The organism is Streptomyces vulcanius, assembly GCF_042653945.1.
In the GTDB taxonomy this organism is placed as follows: domain Bacteria; phylum Actinomycetota; class Actinomycetes; order Streptomycetales; family Streptomycetaceae; genus Streptomyces; species Streptomyces mangrovi.
The window spans coordinates 170,528-185,016 of record NZ_JBHSFK010000014.1 but is presented as its reverse complement, the minus strand read 5'-3'; the positions used below and the strand labels follow the sequence as shown (position 1 = coordinate 185,016).

At 71.9% G+C, this 14,489-nt stretch carries 14 protein-coding genes; 4 read left to right on the top strand and 10 right to left on the bottom strand.

Annotation, left to right across the window (positions count from 1 at the left end; translation table 11 throughout):
• Nucleotides 1–27 precede the first annotated feature (27 nt).
• Complete coding sequence (locus tag ACFPIH_RS22770; protein ID WP_381164632.1) at nucleotides 28–1,188, bottom strand: serine hydrolase domain-containing protein; 1,161 nt, start codon at nucleotides 1,186–1,188, stop codon at nucleotides 28–30.
• Between the two features lie 174 nt (nucleotides 1,189–1,362).
• Here ACFPIH_RS22770 and ACFPIH_RS22765 point away from each other — a divergent pair, with 174 nt between their 5' ends.
• Nucleotides 1,363–2,202 (top strand): EI24 domain-containing protein, encoded by an 840-nt coding sequence (locus tag ACFPIH_RS22765; RefSeq protein ID WP_381164104.1) that lies wholly within the window; start codon nucleotides 1,363–1,365, stop codon nucleotides 2,200–2,202.
• Here the strand turns inward: ACFPIH_RS22765 and ACFPIH_RS22760 are convergent.
• The gene (locus ACFPIH_RS22760) at nucleotides 2,147–3,388 is read right to left on the bottom strand and encodes a pyroglutamyl-peptidase I (RefSeq protein WP_381164107.1); all 1,242 of its coding nucleotides are present in this window, start codon (nucleotides 3,386–3,388) and stop codon (nucleotides 2,147–2,149) included. The genes ACFPIH_RS22765 and ACFPIH_RS22760 overlap by 56 nt on opposite strands.
• 90 nt (nucleotides 3,389–3,478) lie before the next feature.
• Nucleotides 3,479–4,429 (bottom strand): LysR family transcriptional regulator, encoded by a 951-nt coding sequence (locus tag ACFPIH_RS22755; protein WP_381164635.1) that lies wholly within the window; start codon nucleotides 4,427–4,429, stop codon nucleotides 3,479–3,481.
• Between the two features lie 48 nt (nucleotides 4,430–4,477).
• Here ACFPIH_RS22755 and ACFPIH_RS22750 point away from each other — a divergent pair, with 48 nt between their 5' ends.
• Nucleotides 4,478–4,864 (top strand): RidA family protein, encoded by a 387-nt coding sequence (locus tag ACFPIH_RS22750; RefSeq protein WP_381164110.1) that lies wholly within the window; start codon nucleotides 4,478–4,480, stop codon nucleotides 4,862–4,864.
• On the opposite strand, the gene ACFPIH_RS22745 is transcribed toward ACFPIH_RS22750, so the two are convergent.
• The gene (locus ACFPIH_RS22745; RefSeq protein WP_381164113.1) at nucleotides 4,861–5,442 is read right to left on the bottom strand and encodes a TetR/AcrR family transcriptional regulator; all 582 of its coding nucleotides are present in this window, start codon (nucleotides 5,440–5,442) and stop codon (nucleotides 4,861–4,863) included. The genes ACFPIH_RS22750 and ACFPIH_RS22745 overlap by 4 nt on opposite strands.
• 102 nt (nucleotides 5,443–5,544) lie before the next feature.
• On the opposite strand from ACFPIH_RS22745, the gene ACFPIH_RS22740 reads away from it, so the two are divergent.
• On the top strand, nucleotides 5,545–7,968 hold the full coding sequence (locus ACFPIH_RS22740; RefSeq protein WP_381164116.1) for a glycoside hydrolase family 3 protein: 2,424 nt from the start codon (nucleotides 5,545–5,547) through the stop codon (nucleotides 7,966–7,968).
• Nucleotides 7,969–8,031: 63 nt separating this feature from the next.
• Here the strand turns inward: ACFPIH_RS22740 and ACFPIH_RS22735 are convergent, their stop codons facing one another.
• Both ACFPIH_RS22735 and ACFPIH_RS22730 read right to left on the bottom strand, forming a co-directional pair.
• The gene (locus tag ACFPIH_RS22735; protein WP_381164119.1) at nucleotides 8,032–9,012 is read right to left on the bottom strand and encodes an aldose epimerase family protein; all 981 of its coding nucleotides are present in this window, start codon (nucleotides 9,010–9,012) and stop codon (nucleotides 8,032–8,034) included.
• Nucleotides 9,013–9,027: 15 nt separating this feature from the next.
• Nucleotides 9,028–9,921, bottom strand: a complete 894-nt coding sequence (locus tag ACFPIH_RS22730; protein ID WP_381164122.1) for an SGNH/GDSL hydrolase family protein — start codon at nucleotides 9,919–9,921, stop codon at nucleotides 9,028–9,030.
• Between the two features lie 319 nt (nucleotides 9,922–10,240).
• On the opposite strand from ACFPIH_RS22730, the gene ACFPIH_RS22725 reads away from it, so the two are divergent.
• Nucleotides 10,241–10,735: a DUF3145 domain-containing protein gene (locus ACFPIH_RS22725; RefSeq protein WP_381164125.1), complete on the top strand. Its 495-nt coding sequence runs from the start codon at nucleotides 10,241–10,243 to the stop codon at nucleotides 10,733–10,735.
• A 69-nt stretch (nucleotides 10,736–10,804) separates the two neighbouring features.
• On the opposite strand, the gene ACFPIH_RS22720 is transcribed toward ACFPIH_RS22725, so the two are convergent.
• From ACFPIH_RS22720 to ACFPIH_RS22705, 4 genes are all read right to left on the bottom strand, one after another.
• Nucleotides 10,805–12,076 carry a beta-ketoacyl-[acyl-carrier-protein] synthase family protein gene (locus ACFPIH_RS22720; protein WP_381164129.1) on the bottom strand — a complete coding sequence of 424 codons (1,272 nt, stop codon included), beginning with the start codon at nucleotides 12,074–12,076 and terminating at the stop codon, nucleotides 10,805–10,807.
• A 100-nt stretch (nucleotides 12,077–12,176) separates the two neighbouring features.
• Entirely contained in the window at nucleotides 12,177–12,425 is a 249-nt protein-coding gene (locus ACFPIH_RS22715) for an acyl carrier protein (protein ID WP_152168415.1), read from the bottom strand.
• 81 nt (nucleotides 12,426–12,506) lie between these two features.
• Nucleotides 12,507–13,538 carry a ketoacyl-ACP synthase III gene (locus ACFPIH_RS22710; protein WP_381164133.1) on the bottom strand — a complete coding sequence of 344 codons (1,032 nt, stop codon included), beginning with the start codon at nucleotides 13,536–13,538 and terminating at the stop codon, nucleotides 12,507–12,509.
• A gap of 12 nt (nucleotides 13,539–13,550) precedes the next feature.
• Nucleotides 13,551–14,465 (bottom strand): ACP S-malonyltransferase, encoded by a 915-nt coding sequence (locus ACFPIH_RS22705; protein ID WP_381164136.1) that lies wholly within the window; start codon nucleotides 14,463–14,465, stop codon nucleotides 13,551–13,553.
• Nucleotides 14,466–14,489: the final 24 nt, after the last annotated feature.

Below are 14,489 nucleotides of genomic sequence, written 5' to 3'. Positions count from 1 at the left end.
CGTGGGGTGCGGCCTCCTCCCTCGAGGTCAGCAGGCCAGCGCCGCCCGGTGCACCGCCCCCGCCAGCCGGTCGTTCTCCGGCGCCGCCCCGCCCGGGAAGGCGAACCGGCGCCGCGTGTAGCCGTACGCCAGCCCGCTGCGCGGATCCGCGAACGCCTGACAGCCGCCCGCACCGCTGTGCCCGAACGCCCCGGCGCCCAGGAACGGGTGCCAGGTGTCGGCGGTCGCCTGGAAGCCCAGCCCGAACGATTTGTGCGCCCGCGCCACCAGGTCGTATCCGACGGAGTGGAACTGCCCGAACTCCGCCGCGGTGTCCTCCTTCAGCAGCGGCGCCTTCCCCTCCACCTCGCTGATCGCCGCCGCGTACAGCCCCGCCAGCCCGCGCGCCGAGGCGACCCCGCCCACCGAGGCCGGCCCCTTGGCCCGGATCAGCGGGTCGTTCGGCAGGAGTTCGAGGTCGGTGGGCTCGGCGGCGTGCCGGTTGAAGGCGATCGAGGCCAGCGTGTGCGGACCGCTCGGCAACGAGTCGAGCAGCGCCCGCTGCTGCGCCGTCGGCGCCATCGGCCGCGTGCTGCGGAACCGCGGCTCGTGCCGGGCGGGCAGCCCCAGGAAGAAGTCCAGCCCGTAGGGGGCGCGTACCCGCTCCTCGTACACCTCCTGGAGCGTACGGCCCGTGGCACGCCGTACGACCTCGCCGGTGAGCGCGCCGATGACCAGCGCGTGGTAACCGAACGCGGTGCCCGGCCGCCAGAACGGACGCTGGTCGGCGAGGCGTTCGGCGAGCTGCCGGTCGTCGGCGAGCTCCTGCGGTGAGAAACCGGTGTCGGTGCCGACCACACCGGCCCGGTGCGCGAGCAGCTCGCGCAGGGTCAGCTGGCCCTTGCCCTCGGCCGCGAACTCCGGCCAGTAGTAGGTGACTTTGCGGTCGAGTTCCAGGGTGCCGTCCTGCACCAGCAGCGCGACCACCAGATGGGCCGCGCCCTTGGTGGACGAGTACACGCCGTAGAGGGAGTCGGGTCCCGCGTCCGTGCCGGTCCACAGGTCGACGACCTGCCGGCCGTGCACGTACGCCGCCAACTGCCCCTCGTAGTCGGGCTGTTCGTCCGCCACGAACGCGGCGAACTCCTCGCGCACCGCGTCGAATCCGTCCGCCACGGTGCCGTGGATCTCCCCAGCCCTCTGAGTCATCTGAGTCATCCGCTCTCCTCAACCAGCCCGCTGCCTGCCTGTGCCCATGGTGATCGACGCCTGTGCGACCTGCGGCTTCCGCAGATCGGTACGGCGTGGCGTGCCCGTTCGACTCAACGGATGGAGGCAACCGGTGGCCACGGGTGAAATGCACACGGCCGATAGAGTTCGGCCATGCGAGATCTCCGGGCCGGTTTCCAGTACCTCCTGCAGGGCCAGCGGTGGGTGGCACGACACGGCAAGCAGTACGGGTTCGGGCTGCTGCCCGGGCTGATCACGCTCGTGCTCTATCTGGCGGCGCTCGTCGCGCTCGGCGTGTGGGGCACGGACTTCGTGTCGTGGGCGACCCCCTTCGCCGACGACTGGTCGAGCCCCTGGCTGGGACTCTTCCGCGGCTTCCTGCTGGTCGTGCTGTTCGCGCTCGGCCTGCTCCTGGCCGTCCTCACCTTCACCGCCGTCACCCTGCTCATCGGCCAGCCCTTCTACGAGACCCTCTCCGAGACGGTCGACCGGGACGTGTCCCCGGACGGCACGGCCCCGAAGTCCGGGCTGCCGCTCTGGCGCGAGCTGTGGATCTCGGCCAGGGACAGTCTGCGGATCCTTCTCCGGGCGGCGCTGTGGGGCGTGCTGCTGTTCGCCTGCGGGTTCATCCCCTTCCTCGGGCAGACGGTCGTCCCCGTCGTCGGTTTCCTCGTCACCGGCTTCTTCCTCACCGAGGAGCTCACCGCGGTCGCCCTCCAGCGCCGCGGTGTGGACCTGCGCGCCCGGCTCGCGCTGCTGCGCTCCCGCAAGTCCCTGGTCTGGGGCTTCGGCACGCCCCTGGGCCTGGCCTTCCTGGTCCCGGTCGTCGCGGTGTTCCTCATGCCGGGCGCGGTCGCCGGCGCCACCCTGATGGCCCGTGACCTCCTCGGCGAGGAGACCCGGGACGGCGCCGACGACCAGTACGACGACGAGGCGGCTACCGCCCTGCCGCACCCAGCGCGACAGCCAGGATCGAACGTACCTGGGCGATGATGTCCAGCCGGTTGCGCAGGAAGTCCGGGTCGGTGACCTCGGTGGTGTTCCCGGCGCCGAACTCCAGTACCGGGGTGTGCACATGGCCGCCCGGCAGCGTGTCGTGCAGCCCGAGCCGGTCCCGCAGCAGCGTCGCGCGGTAGGCGATCTCGTTGGAGAGGTAGTTCCCGCCGCCCCCGGACCGCGCCGTCGACCCGGACGTCGGTCCGTCCGGCCGTACGACGGCCGCGGTGCCGCCCGCCGGGATCTCGGTGACGCTCGTGTTGTCGTACACCGGGAAGCGGCCGGTGGCCGCCGCGACGATCGCCGGGTACGGCAGGGTCGTCGTCGTCCACTGCGGCTGCGAGGCCGGGTCGGTCACCGGGACGGTCTCCGTCCGGCCGATGTTGTCGTTGTCGAGGGAGCCGCCCCGCCAGGCCCCGTTGGTGCGCTCCACGTCGAAGCGGCCGATCCGGCCCTGACTGACCGTCGTGAACAGGTCCACCTCGGGCAGATACGGCCGCAGGGTCCGCTCGACCGTGCCCTCCGCGAAGTCCTGCCAGCGCACCGGGAACACGGCCGTCTCCACCCGCGCCGGACCCTCCGCCGTCTCGATCACCGTGCCGTCCAGGGCGAGGGCGCTCGCGCCTGAGGGGTTGGAGATCCGGATGTCCCGGTCCAGGGTGAACGGGTCGAAACCGGTGACGAGCACCCGCTTCAGCCGCTTGCCCGCATGGGGATACCGGATGTCCGTCTGACCGCGCGACGTCCGCTCCAAGCCGTCGAGCAGCGTGGCCCGTTGGGCGTCCGTGAGCCCGAACTCCGGCTCCCATGTCCGGACTTCACGCGTCATGCCGAGCCGCGCCCAGTACAGCGGCCGGTCGTCGTCCCGGCTGAGGTCGCCGCCGGCCGGACCCCGCCCCTGCACCCGGTCCACCGCCCGCCGCCACAGCTCCGCGCCCTCGCGTACGACGATCCGGCGGGCCTTCGCGTAGGAGTGCGCGGAGTCGAGGGCTCGGGCCAACTCCGGGGCCACGGAGTCGAATCCGGAGCGTTCGAGGATCTCCTGCGGTACCGCGCGGTCCAGCCGCTGTTCCTCCACGGTGGGGGAGGGGGCCGCCTCGGCGGCGGTCGCGGCCGTGGGGGCGGAGAGCCCGGCCAGCAGGGCCAGTCCGAGAACTCCGACACGAACTCGTATGGAATGCAAGGGGGTTCAGGTCCTTCCGTCGCCGTGGGGAAGCGTGGTGCGGGACGAACGTGCTGTGGGACGACGGAAGTATGACGTGACAGAAGTGGTCTACGCCATGGCACGCGGCACGCCCGCCGCGGCCTCCCGCAGCGCGTCCACGAACCCCTCCACCGCCGCCGTACGCGACCGCCCCCGGACGGTCGCCGCGTACACCGCCCGCGCCGGGGCGCCCTCCTCCCGCACCGGCAGCAGCACCACGTCCGGCCGCACGGAGCCGGCGGCGAGCGCCGGGACCAGGGCGACGCCCAGCCCGGCCGCCACGTACCCCTGCTTGGCGGTCCACTCCGCGACGACATGCGCGACGCGCGGCCGGAAGCCCTCGCGCAGCGCCGCGTCGAGCAGGGTGCCCTCGGGGCGGGAGCCGCCGGAGATCCAGTCGGCGTCGGCGAGTTGCCGCAGCCGCACGGGTCCGGCGTGCCCGGCCAGGGGGTGGGCGGCCGGGACGGCGACGTACAGCGACTCGTCGAGGAGATGGCGCAGGTCGTACGGCTCCAGTGCGGCCCGGCCGGTCGTCGACACCACCGCCACGTCCAGATGACCGTCCGCCAGCCGGTCCAGCAGGGCGGGGGTCAGCCCCTCCTCCCGCGTGACCCGGACACCGGGGTACCGCGTCCGGAACCCGCCCAGGGCCTGCGGCACCAGCGCCGCGTCCGCCGTCGGAAACGCCCCGAACCGCAGCCGCCCGCCCAACCCCTCCCGCAGCGCGGCCAGTTCGTGCCGCGCCCCGCCCAACGCCTCGACGACGGACTCGGCGTACGGCACGAGCACCTGCCCGGCCTCCGTCAGCCGCACCCCGCGCGGCAGCCGGTCGAACAACGGGCCGCCGCCCAACGCCCCTTCCAGCGAGGAGACCTGCCGGGACACGGCCGACTGCGTCCAGCCCAGCCTCCGCGCGGCGACCGTGAAGGACCCCTGGCGGGCGACCTCCAGGAACGCCCGCAGCCAGACGGTGGAGAGATCGGGCACGTCCGTGCGGTGCGGTTCCGGCATGACAGCCATGCTGGACATTCGCTTGTAGCATCGCAAGCCCGGTCCTAGCGTCGAGGCATGGAGATCACCCTCGACAGCCCCGCCTCCGCACCCCAGCCCCTCAGCCCGTACTACTCCCAGGTCGCCCGCGTCCAACACGCCGACGGCAGCGCCCTGTTGTTCCTCTCCGGCCAGATCGCCGAGGGCGCCACACTGGCCGAGCAGAGCCGGGGTGTCTTCGAGACCATCGACGCCCTGCTGAGGGCGCACGGCGCCAGCCTGGCGCACGTCGTCAACATCCGGACCTACCTCACGGACATCGGCGGGCTCGCCGAATACGCCGCCGTACGGCGGGAGTTCCTCACCGGCACCCCGCCGACCAGCATGACCTTCGAGGTACCCCGGCTGTTCCGCCCGGAGGCCCGGATCGAGATCGAGGTGGTGGCCGCCGTACCCGCCGGCTAGGACCTGTCCGGTTTCTCGCCCAGCAGGTGCAGGAAGTCCCGGAAGGCCTCCGGCATGTCGACCGACTCCGGGTCGAGGAGCCACTGGTACTGGAGCCCGTCCATCACCGCCACCAGCAGCGGTGCGGTGCGCTCGGGGGTGAGGCCGTTCGGGAGGCGGTCGCCGTACTCGGTGCGCAGCACCGCCGCCATGTTCGCCCGCACCCGCGTGTACCGGTCGGTGAAGTACTCCCGCGCCGGATGACCCTCCGTCACGCTCTCGCCGAGCAGCGCCGAGAAGGTCTGGATGATGCCGGGGCGCATGGAGTTGTACTCGACGAGGGCGGTGAGCAGGTCCACCCGCCACTGGGTGTCCGGTACCGCGTCCCACTGGTCCCGTTCCTTCAGGACGGCCACCAGCAGCGCCTCCTTCGTCGGGAAGTGGTGCAGCAGCCCCTGCTGGGTCAGCCCGACCCGCTCGGCCACCGCCGCCAGGCTCGCCCCCCGGTACCCGCGCTCGGCGATCGCCTCCAGGGCGGCCCGGACGATCTCGGCACGCCGCCCCTCGCTCCTGGCCCTCATGCCGTCACGGTACGGCATCCGACCGTCGAAAAATAACGTCGGGGTAACGAAACCTACCGTTCGACAGGTAAACGGGGCACGATGGAGGCAGAGCACACGCACTCAACGAGGAGGCACCCCATGGCGGGAACGGAAGCAGCCGTCGAGGCGGCGCTCGGCAAGCTCGACCTGGACGCCAAGGCCCGGCTGCTGGCCGGCCAGGACATGTGGTCGCTGCCCGAGCTGCCGGAGATCGGCCTGCGGTCCCTCGTCATGTCCGACGGCCCGGTAGGCGTCCGGGGCGTGCGCTGGACCGCCGACGACCCCTCCGTCGCCCTGCCCTCCCCGACCGCCCTCGCCGCCACCTGGGACCCGGAACTGGCCCGCCGCGCGGGCGTCCTGCTCGCCCAGGAGGCCCGCCGCAAGGGCGTAGACGTCCTCCTCGCCCCCACCGTCAACCTGCACCGCTCCCCGCTCGGCGGACGCCACTTCGAGGCCTACAGCGAGGACCCGTATCTGACGGGCCGGATCGGCACCGGATACGTGACCGGTGTGCAGGAGGGCGGCGTCGGCACCACCGTCAAGCACTTCGTTGCCAACGACGCCGAGACCGACCGCTTCACCGTGAACAACCTGGTCGGCGAACGCGCCCTGCGCGAGCTGTACCTCGCCCCCTTCGAGGCCATCGTCGAACACGCCCGCCCCTGGGGCATCATGACCGCCTACAACTCGGTCAACGGCCCCACGATGACCGAGCACCACCAGCTGGTGAACGAGGTCCTGCGCGGCGAATGGGGCTTCGACGGCTACAACGTCTCCGACTGGATGGCCGCCCGCGACACCGTCGGCGCGCTCCGGGGCGGCCTCGACGTCGCCATGCCCGGCCCGCGGACCGTGTACGGCCCCGCCCTCGCCCAAGCCGTACGCGACGGTCTGCTCGAGGAGTCCGAGGTCGACGAGGCCGTACGCCGTGTCCTGCGCCTGGCCGCCCGGGTCGGCGCCCTCGCCGACGCCGAACCCGCCGTCCCCGAACCGCCCGCCCCCGTCGACGGCGCGGCCCTGGCCCGTGAACTCGCCCGCCGCGCCTTCGTCCTCGTCCGCAACGAGAACGCCGCGCTGCCCCTGAAGCCCGGCACCGTCGCGCTCATCGGCGCCGCCGCCCGCGACGCCCGTATCCTCGGCGGCGGCTCCGCCACCGTCTTCCCGGACCAGGTCGTGTCCCCGCTCGACGGCCTCACCGCGGCCCTCCCCGACGGCACCCTCAGCTACGCCCTGGGCGCCGACCCCACCACCGAACTCGCCGTCGCCGACAAGGGTTTCGAGCTGCGGGCCGTCTGCCGCGACGCCGCAGGGAACATCATCGGCAGCGGTTTCGCGCCCAACGGCCAGATCCAGTGGATGGGCACCGACCTCCCCGAGGGCGTGACCCACGATCGCCTCCACACCGTCGAACTCACCGGCACCTTCACCCCGCGCGCGACCGGCACCCACACCTTCGGCATCAAGGGCACCGGCGCCTTCACCCTCGCCGTCGCCGGGACGACGTACTTCGACGGCCCCCAGCCGCCCGCCGACGGCAGCGACCCCTTCGAGGCGTTCTTCGGCGCCCCGGTGACCCGCGCCGAGACCGGACTGACCGCCGGCCGGCCGGTCGAGGTCTCCCTGACCCATGTCTTCGAGCTCCCCGAGGACGTCCCGTTCAAGGTCGTCGCCTTCGCCCTCGCCCACCAGGAGCCGCAGCGCGACCCCGACGAGCTGATCGCCGAGGCGGCCGAGGCCGCCCGCGCCGCCGACACGGCGATCGTGATCGTCGCCACCACGGACCGGGTGGAGTCGGAGGGCTTCGACCGCAAGGACCTGACCCTCCCCGGCCGCCAGGACGACCTGGTCCGCGCCGTCGCCGCCGCCAACCCCAACACCGTCGTGGTCGTCAACTCCGGCTCCCCGGTCGAACTGCCCTGGCGGGACGAGGTCGCCGCGATCCTGCTGAGCTGGTTCCCGGGCCAGGAGGGTGGCGCGGCCCTGGCCGACGTCGTCATCGGCGCCCACGAGCCCGGCGGCCGGCTCCCCACCACCTGGGGCTCCCTCACCGACGCCCCGGTCACCCGGGTCGCCCCGGCCGACGGCGAACTGCCCTACACCGAGGGCGTCTTCATCGGCTACCGCGCCTGGGAGAAGGCGGGCCGCACCCCGGCGTACCCCTTCGGCCACGGCCTCGGCTACACCGACTGGGCCTACGAGTCCGTCGAGGTGGCGGGTACGACGGTGAAGGTGCGCGTCCGCAACACCGGCGAGCGGGCCGGACGCGAGGTCGTGCAGATCTATCTGGCACCGGTCGAGCGAGACGGTGACCGTCCCGCACGCCCCGTCCGCTGGCTCGCCGGGTTCGCCGGCGCCGAGGCCGGGCCGGGGGAGACCGTGGACGTCACCGTCGAACTCCCGCGCCGCGCCTTCGAGGTGTGGGACGAGGCGGCCCACCGGTGGCTCTTTGTGAAGGGTTCGTACGAAATCCAGGTGGGTAGGTCCATCGCGGACCGCAGGATCACCGCGACGACTAACGTCTGACGCGGGTACTCCTCACCCCATGAACAGCCCCGGTCCGGGACCTGACCCCTGGACCGGGGCTATCTACTGCCGTACCCCGAAGCCGTACACCGTCTCCGACCGGTACACCCCGCCCGGCCGCAGCTCGGTGCCCGGGAACTCCGGGCGGTTCGGGGAGTCCGGGAAGTGCTGGGTCTCCAGCGCGATCCCCTCGCACGGGGTGAACGGCTCGGACAGATGGTCCGCGGTGTACACCTGGAGCCCCGGCTCGGTCGTCGCCACCGTCAGCACCCGCCCACTCGCCGGGTCGTGCAGCTCCGCCACCTCCACCGGAGCGTCCGTGACGCCCTTGTCGAGCACGAAGTTGTGGTCGTAGCCGGCGCCGACCTTGCGGGCCGTACGGAAGTCGAAGCGGGTGTCGGCCACGGGGGCCGGTTCGCCCGTCGGGATCAGATCGGAGTCGACCGGCGTGTAGCGGCCGGCCGCCAGCCGCAGCTCGTGCCCGCTCGCCGCCCCGCTGCCAGGACCGCCCAGGTTGAAGTAGCTGTGGTTGGTCAGGTTCACCACCGTCGGCGCGTCGGTGACCGCCTCGTAGACGAACCGCAGCGCGCCCGACGCGTCCAGCGTGTACGTCGCCGTGACCTCCAGACGGCCCGGGAAGCCCTCCTCGCCGTGCGGACTGACCCGGCTCAGCCGGAGCCCGTGCTCGACCGGCTCCACCTCCCACACCCGCTTGTCGAAGCCCCGCGGGCCGCCGTGCAGGGAGTTCGGCGCGTTGTTGGGCTCCAGCGCGTACGTCAGCCCGTCCAGCGGGAAGCGGGCGTGCGCGATCCGGTTCGCGTACCGGCCGATCAGGGCGCCGAGGAAGGGCTCCGGATGGGTGAGATAGCCGTCCAGGTCCGCGAACCCCAGCACCACGTCCGCCGTCCGCCCGTCCCGGTCCGGGACCTCCACGGACTGCACGATCCCGCCGTACGACAGCACCCGCACCCGGGTGCCGGACCGCTCCAGGGTCCAGCGGTGCACCGGGGTGCCGTCGGAAAGTGTTCCGAAGTGTTCGCTCATGGTCGAAACTTTAAGTCACGAGATCGTCGCCGTGACTCTCCGATACGCGATCTCCGCCAGCCGCGCCTGTCCGTCCTTGCTCGGATGGAACCAGTCCCAGTGACTCAACTGGTCCGTGCCGAACCGGAAGCCGTACACCGCGCCCCCGTCGAACCGGCACCGCCGGTCCTTCGCGCACACCTCCCGCAACACCTTGTTGTAGTCCTCCACCCGCTGCTGCACGGTGTCGCGCCGCTTCGTCGCCGCCGCGTCCAGCGCGTCCGCGTCGCCCAGCATCGACGGGCAGATCCCCAGCTTCCACACCTGCTTGCCGAGCGCGCTGGTGCGCCCCTGCGACCACAGCCGCTTCAGGTTCGGCACGCTCGCCACGTACACCTGGGCCTTCGGCGCGCCCCGGCGCAGCGTGCTCATCGCCTCCGCGAACTCCGTCCGGAAGCCCGCCACCGACGTCATCGCCGACACCGATGTCCGGCACGCGTCGTTCGCGCCCGTCATCACCGTCACCAACTGGGGCTTCCGCGTCGCCGCCTGCGCCATCTGGCCCGGAAGATCCGCCATCCGGGCCCCCGTCACCGCGTAGTTCCAGCTGTGCGTGACCGCCTTCGACGCGCCGAGCAGCCGGACGGCGAGGCTGTTCACCTCGGCGCTGTCGCCGGTCGCCCAGGACACCTCCGGGCAGTCCGACAGGACCGTACAGGCGTCGAAGCCACGGGTGATGGAGTCGCCCACCGCCGCCAGCGAGGCCGGGCTGGTGTCCCACAGCGGGGCGCTCGGCGGCTTCGCCCGCGCCTTGGTGCCCGTGGTGTCCGACGAGCCGCCACCGCCCAGCGCGTCACAGCCGGACAGGCCCACGACGGCCGCGGCCGTGACGGCCAGCACCGCCCGCGCGCGCCGGTTTCGCATCCGCATCCCCGTTCCCTGGACAGACGACTGGACAGACGAGTGGAGTGACGACCGGAGAGACGACCCCGCCAACGACCCCACCCATGACAACGCACGGGAGTTCCCGGCCCGGCGCGACCCGTCCGCAAGAGATGACCCACAAGATGCAACGCTTCACACCCGTACAGGCGTCCTGCCGAGTGAAAGGCGGACGTTCACGGCACCGGGACAGACGGTACGTCACACTCCTCGCGCCGCCGCACGGTAGCCTCGCCATCAACGCGGCTGCCTGCCACCGCCGCCATTGCCAGCCAGCAAGACTGTCCCGCTCTGCCCGGAGGTCCCGGTGACGACACGTGGAGTTCTGTACGTGCACTCCGCGCCGCGCGCGCTGTGCCCGCACGTCGAGTGGGCCGTCGCCGGGGTGCTCGGCACACGCGTCAACCTCGACTGGATCCGGCAGCCCGCCGCGCCCGGCACCTGGCGCTCGGAGTTCTCCTTCAAGGGCGAGGTCGGCACCGCCTCCAAGCTGGCCTCCGCGCTGCGCGGCTGGCACCTGCTGCGCTTCGAGGTGACCGCCGAACCCTGCGCCACCGCCGAGGGCGAGCGCTACAGCTGCACCCCCGACCTCGGCATCTTCCACGCCGTCACCGGTATCCACGGTGACATCCTCATCCCCGAGGACCGCCTGCGCGCGGCGCTGCTGCGCAGCCAGCGCGGCGAGACCGACCTGGAAGCCGAACTGGCCAAACTCCTCGGCAAGCCCTGGGACGACGAACTGGAACCGTTCAGATACGCGGGCGAGGGAGCACCGGTGCGCTGGCTCCACCAGGTGGTCTGAGGCGGCGGCGAAGCCCGAAGGGGCCCCACCTTCCGAGGTGGGGCCCCTTCAGTCGCGTACGGGCAGGTCTCAGACCGTGCGGAACGCCAGTACCACGTTGTGGCCGCCGAACCCGAACGAGTCGTTCAGCGCGGCGATCCGGCCCTCGACAGGCAGCTTGCGGGCCTCGCCACGGACGACGTCCGCGTTGGCCTCCGCCTCCGGGTCGAGGTTCTCGACGTTGATGGTCGGCGGAGCCACCCGGTGGTACAGCGCGAGCACCGTGGCGACGGTCTCGACACCGCCCGCGCCGCCCAGCAGATGCCCCGTCATCGACTTGGTCGCCGAGACGGCCATGTGGTCCGCGTCGTCGCCGAAGACCTTGCGCAGCGCCTTCAGTTCGGCGACGTCACCGGCCGGCGTGGAGGTCGCGTGCGCGTTGACATGCATGATCTCCGCCGGGTTCAGGTCGGTGCGGTCCAGCAGGTTCTGCAGGGCGTGCGAGATACCGCGCCCCTCGGGCTCCGGCTGCACGATGTCGTGGCTGTCGGCCGAGATGCCCTGCCCGACCGCCTCGGCGTAGACGCGGGCGCCGCGCTTGGCGGCGTGCTCCGCGGACTCCAGGACGATCACACCGGCGCCCTCGCCCATGACGAAGCCGTCGCGGGCGATGTCGTAGGGACGCGACGCGCCCTGCGGGTCGTCGTTGTTCTTGGACATCGCCATCATGTTGCCGAACGCGGCGATGGGCAGCGGGTGGATCGCCGCCTCCGTACCGCCCGCGACGACGACGTCGGCGCGGCCCGTACGGATCATCTCGATGCCGTAGCCGATGGCCTCGGCGCCCGACGCGCAGGCGGAGACCGGGGTGTGCACGCCCGCGCGGGCACCCACGAGGAGACCGACGTTGGCGGACGGGCTGTTCGGCATCAGCATGGGCACGGTGTGCGGGGAGACGCGGCGGACGCCCTTCTCCTTCAGCACGTCGTACTGGTCGAGGAGGGTGGTCACGCCGCCGATGCCGGAGGCGATGACCGTGCCGAGCCGGTCGGGGTCGACGGACGGGTCCTCACCGGCCTTGGCCTCGAAGCCGGCGTCGGCCCACGCCTCCTTGGCGGCGATCAGCGCGAACTGCGCGGAACGGTCCAGCTTGCGGGCCTGCGGCCGGGGGATGACCTCAAGGGGCTCCACGGCGATCGGAGCCGCGATGCGGACGGGCTGCTCGGCCGCCCACTCGAACTCCAGGGCCTTGACCCCGGACTTGCCGGCGATCAGGCCTTCCCAGGTAGAGGTTGCGTCGCCACCCAGCGGTGTGGTTGCGCCGATACCGGTGACGACCACGGTGCGATTGGTCGGGCTCACGGATTTTTTCTCCAGTTGCGAGGAGGACTACCCCCGGCTGTGCGGGGAGAGCGGCGCCACCGCCGGGTGGCGGGGCAGTTCAGCCCAGGGGCTCGGAAGATCAGCCCTGGTTCTTGAGGATGTACTCGGTCGCGTCGCCCACGGTCTTGAGGTTCTTGACGTCGTCGTCCGGGATCTTGACGTCGAAGCGCTCTTCGGCGGCGACGACGACCTCAACCATGGACAGCGAGTCGACGTCCAGGTCGTCGGTGAAGGACTTGTCCAGCTGGACGTCCTCAACCGGGATGCCGGCGATCTCGTTCACGATGTCGGCGAGACCGGCGACGATCTCTTCCTGAGTGGCGGCCATGACGGCGCTCCTTCGTTGTGTTCCAGAGGGTGTGGCGGTGGTGCTTTCCCGAGCCGGACCGCATGATCCGGCACGGAGTGCCTAGGGGAGGGTAACGACAGTCGCGGCGTACACGAGACCCGCCCCGAATCCGATGACGAGCGCGGTGTCGCCGCTCTTCGCCTCGCCGGTCGCCAGAAGCCGCTCCATCGCGAGCGGGATCGAGGCGGCCGAGGTGTTGCCGGTGGTGCGCACGTCACGGGCGACCGTGACGGACTCCGGCAGCTTGAGAGTCTTCACCATCGAGTCGATGATCCGCTCGTTGGCCTGGTGCGGAATGAAGACGTCGAGTTCGTCGGCGGTGATGCCGGCGGCGTCCAGCGCCTCCTTGGCGACCTTCGCCATCTCGAAGACGGCCCAGCGGAAGACCGCCTGGCCCTCCTGCGTGATCGCGGGGAACTTGACGTTGCCCGCTCTGTCGAGCGGCAGCTTGGAGACGTCGCCGACGTGGTACTCGTTCCACGGCACGGTCTGCTTGATCGTCTCGGACTTGTCGCCCTCCGAGCCCCACACGGTCGGGCCGATGTGCGGCTCGTCGGACGGGCCGACCACGACCGCGCCGGCGCCGTCGCCGAACAGGAAGGCCGTCGCCCGGTCCTCCAGGTCGGTCAGGTCGCTCAGCCGCTCCACGCCGATGACGAGGACGTACTCGGCGGAGCCCTCGACGACCATGCCCTTGGCGAGCGTCAGGCCGTAGCCGAAGCCCGCGCAGCCGGCCGAGATGTCGAAGGCGGCGGCCTTGTGCGTGCCCAGCCTGTCGGCGATCTCGGTCGCGACGGCCGGGGTCTGCTTGAAGTGCGAGACGGTCGAGACGACCACGGCGCCGATCTGCTCGGCGGCGATACCGGCGTCGGCGATCGCCTTGCCGGACGCCTCGATCGACATCGCGGCGACGGTCTCCTCGTCGTTCGCCCAGTGCCGGGTCTCGATGCCGGAGCGCGAGCGGATCCACTCGTCGGAGGAGTCGATCGTCTCCAGGATCACCTCGTTGGGCACCACCCGGGTGGGCCGGTATCCGCCGACGCCCAGGATGCGCGCGTACGGGTGGCCCTTGCTGGGCTTGATCTTCGCCATCAGGGCTCCTACTCAGGCTCCGTGCTCGGCGATGAGCTCGCGAGCTGCGTCGAGGTCGGCGGGGGTCTTCAGCGCGAGCGTCTGCACACCGGGCAGGGCACGCTTGGCGAGGCCGACCAGCGTGCCGCCGGGGGAGACCTCGATGATCGCGGTGGCGCCGAGCTCCTTGAAGGTCTCCATGCACAGGTCCCAGCGGACCGGGTTGGCGACCTGGCCCACCAGCCGCTCGAGCACCTCGGCACCCGTGGCGACGGTCCGGCCGTCCTTGTTGGAGACGTAGGTGATCTTCGGGTCGCCGGGGGACAGTTCCTTGGCGGCCTGGGCCAGCGCCTCGACCGCGGGGGCCATGTGCCCCGTGTGGAAGGCACCGGCGACCTTCAGCGGGACGACCTTGCGGACGCCCTCGGGCTTGTCGTCGTTCAGCGCGGCGAGCTGCTCCAGCGTGCCCGCGGCGACGATCTGGCCCGCGCCGTTGACGTTCGCCGGGGTCAGGCCGAGCTTCTCCAGATGCGGCACGGTCACCTCGGGGTCGCCGCCGAGGAGCGCCGACATCCCGGTCGCGGTGACCGCGGCGGCCTCCGCCATGGCCAGGCCGCGCCTGCGTACGAGGGTCAGTGCGGCGGTGTCGTCGAGGACGCCCGCGAAGACGGCCGCGGTGATCTCGCCCACGCTGTGGCCGGCGACGGCGCCGGGCGAGATGGCACCCAGTGCCGTCGCGGAGACGATTCCGGCCGCCACCAGCAGCGGCTGGGCGATCGCGGTGTCACGGATCTCGTCCGCGTCGGCGTGCGTGCCGTAGTGCACCAGATCGAGGTCCGCGGCGGCCGAAAGGGCACGCAGACGGTCCTCGACACCGGGGAGGTCGAGCCAGGGGGTCAGGAAGCCGGGCGTCTGGGCGCCCTGGCCGGGAGCGACGAGTACGAGCACTCTCACACTCTCTCTTGGGGACGG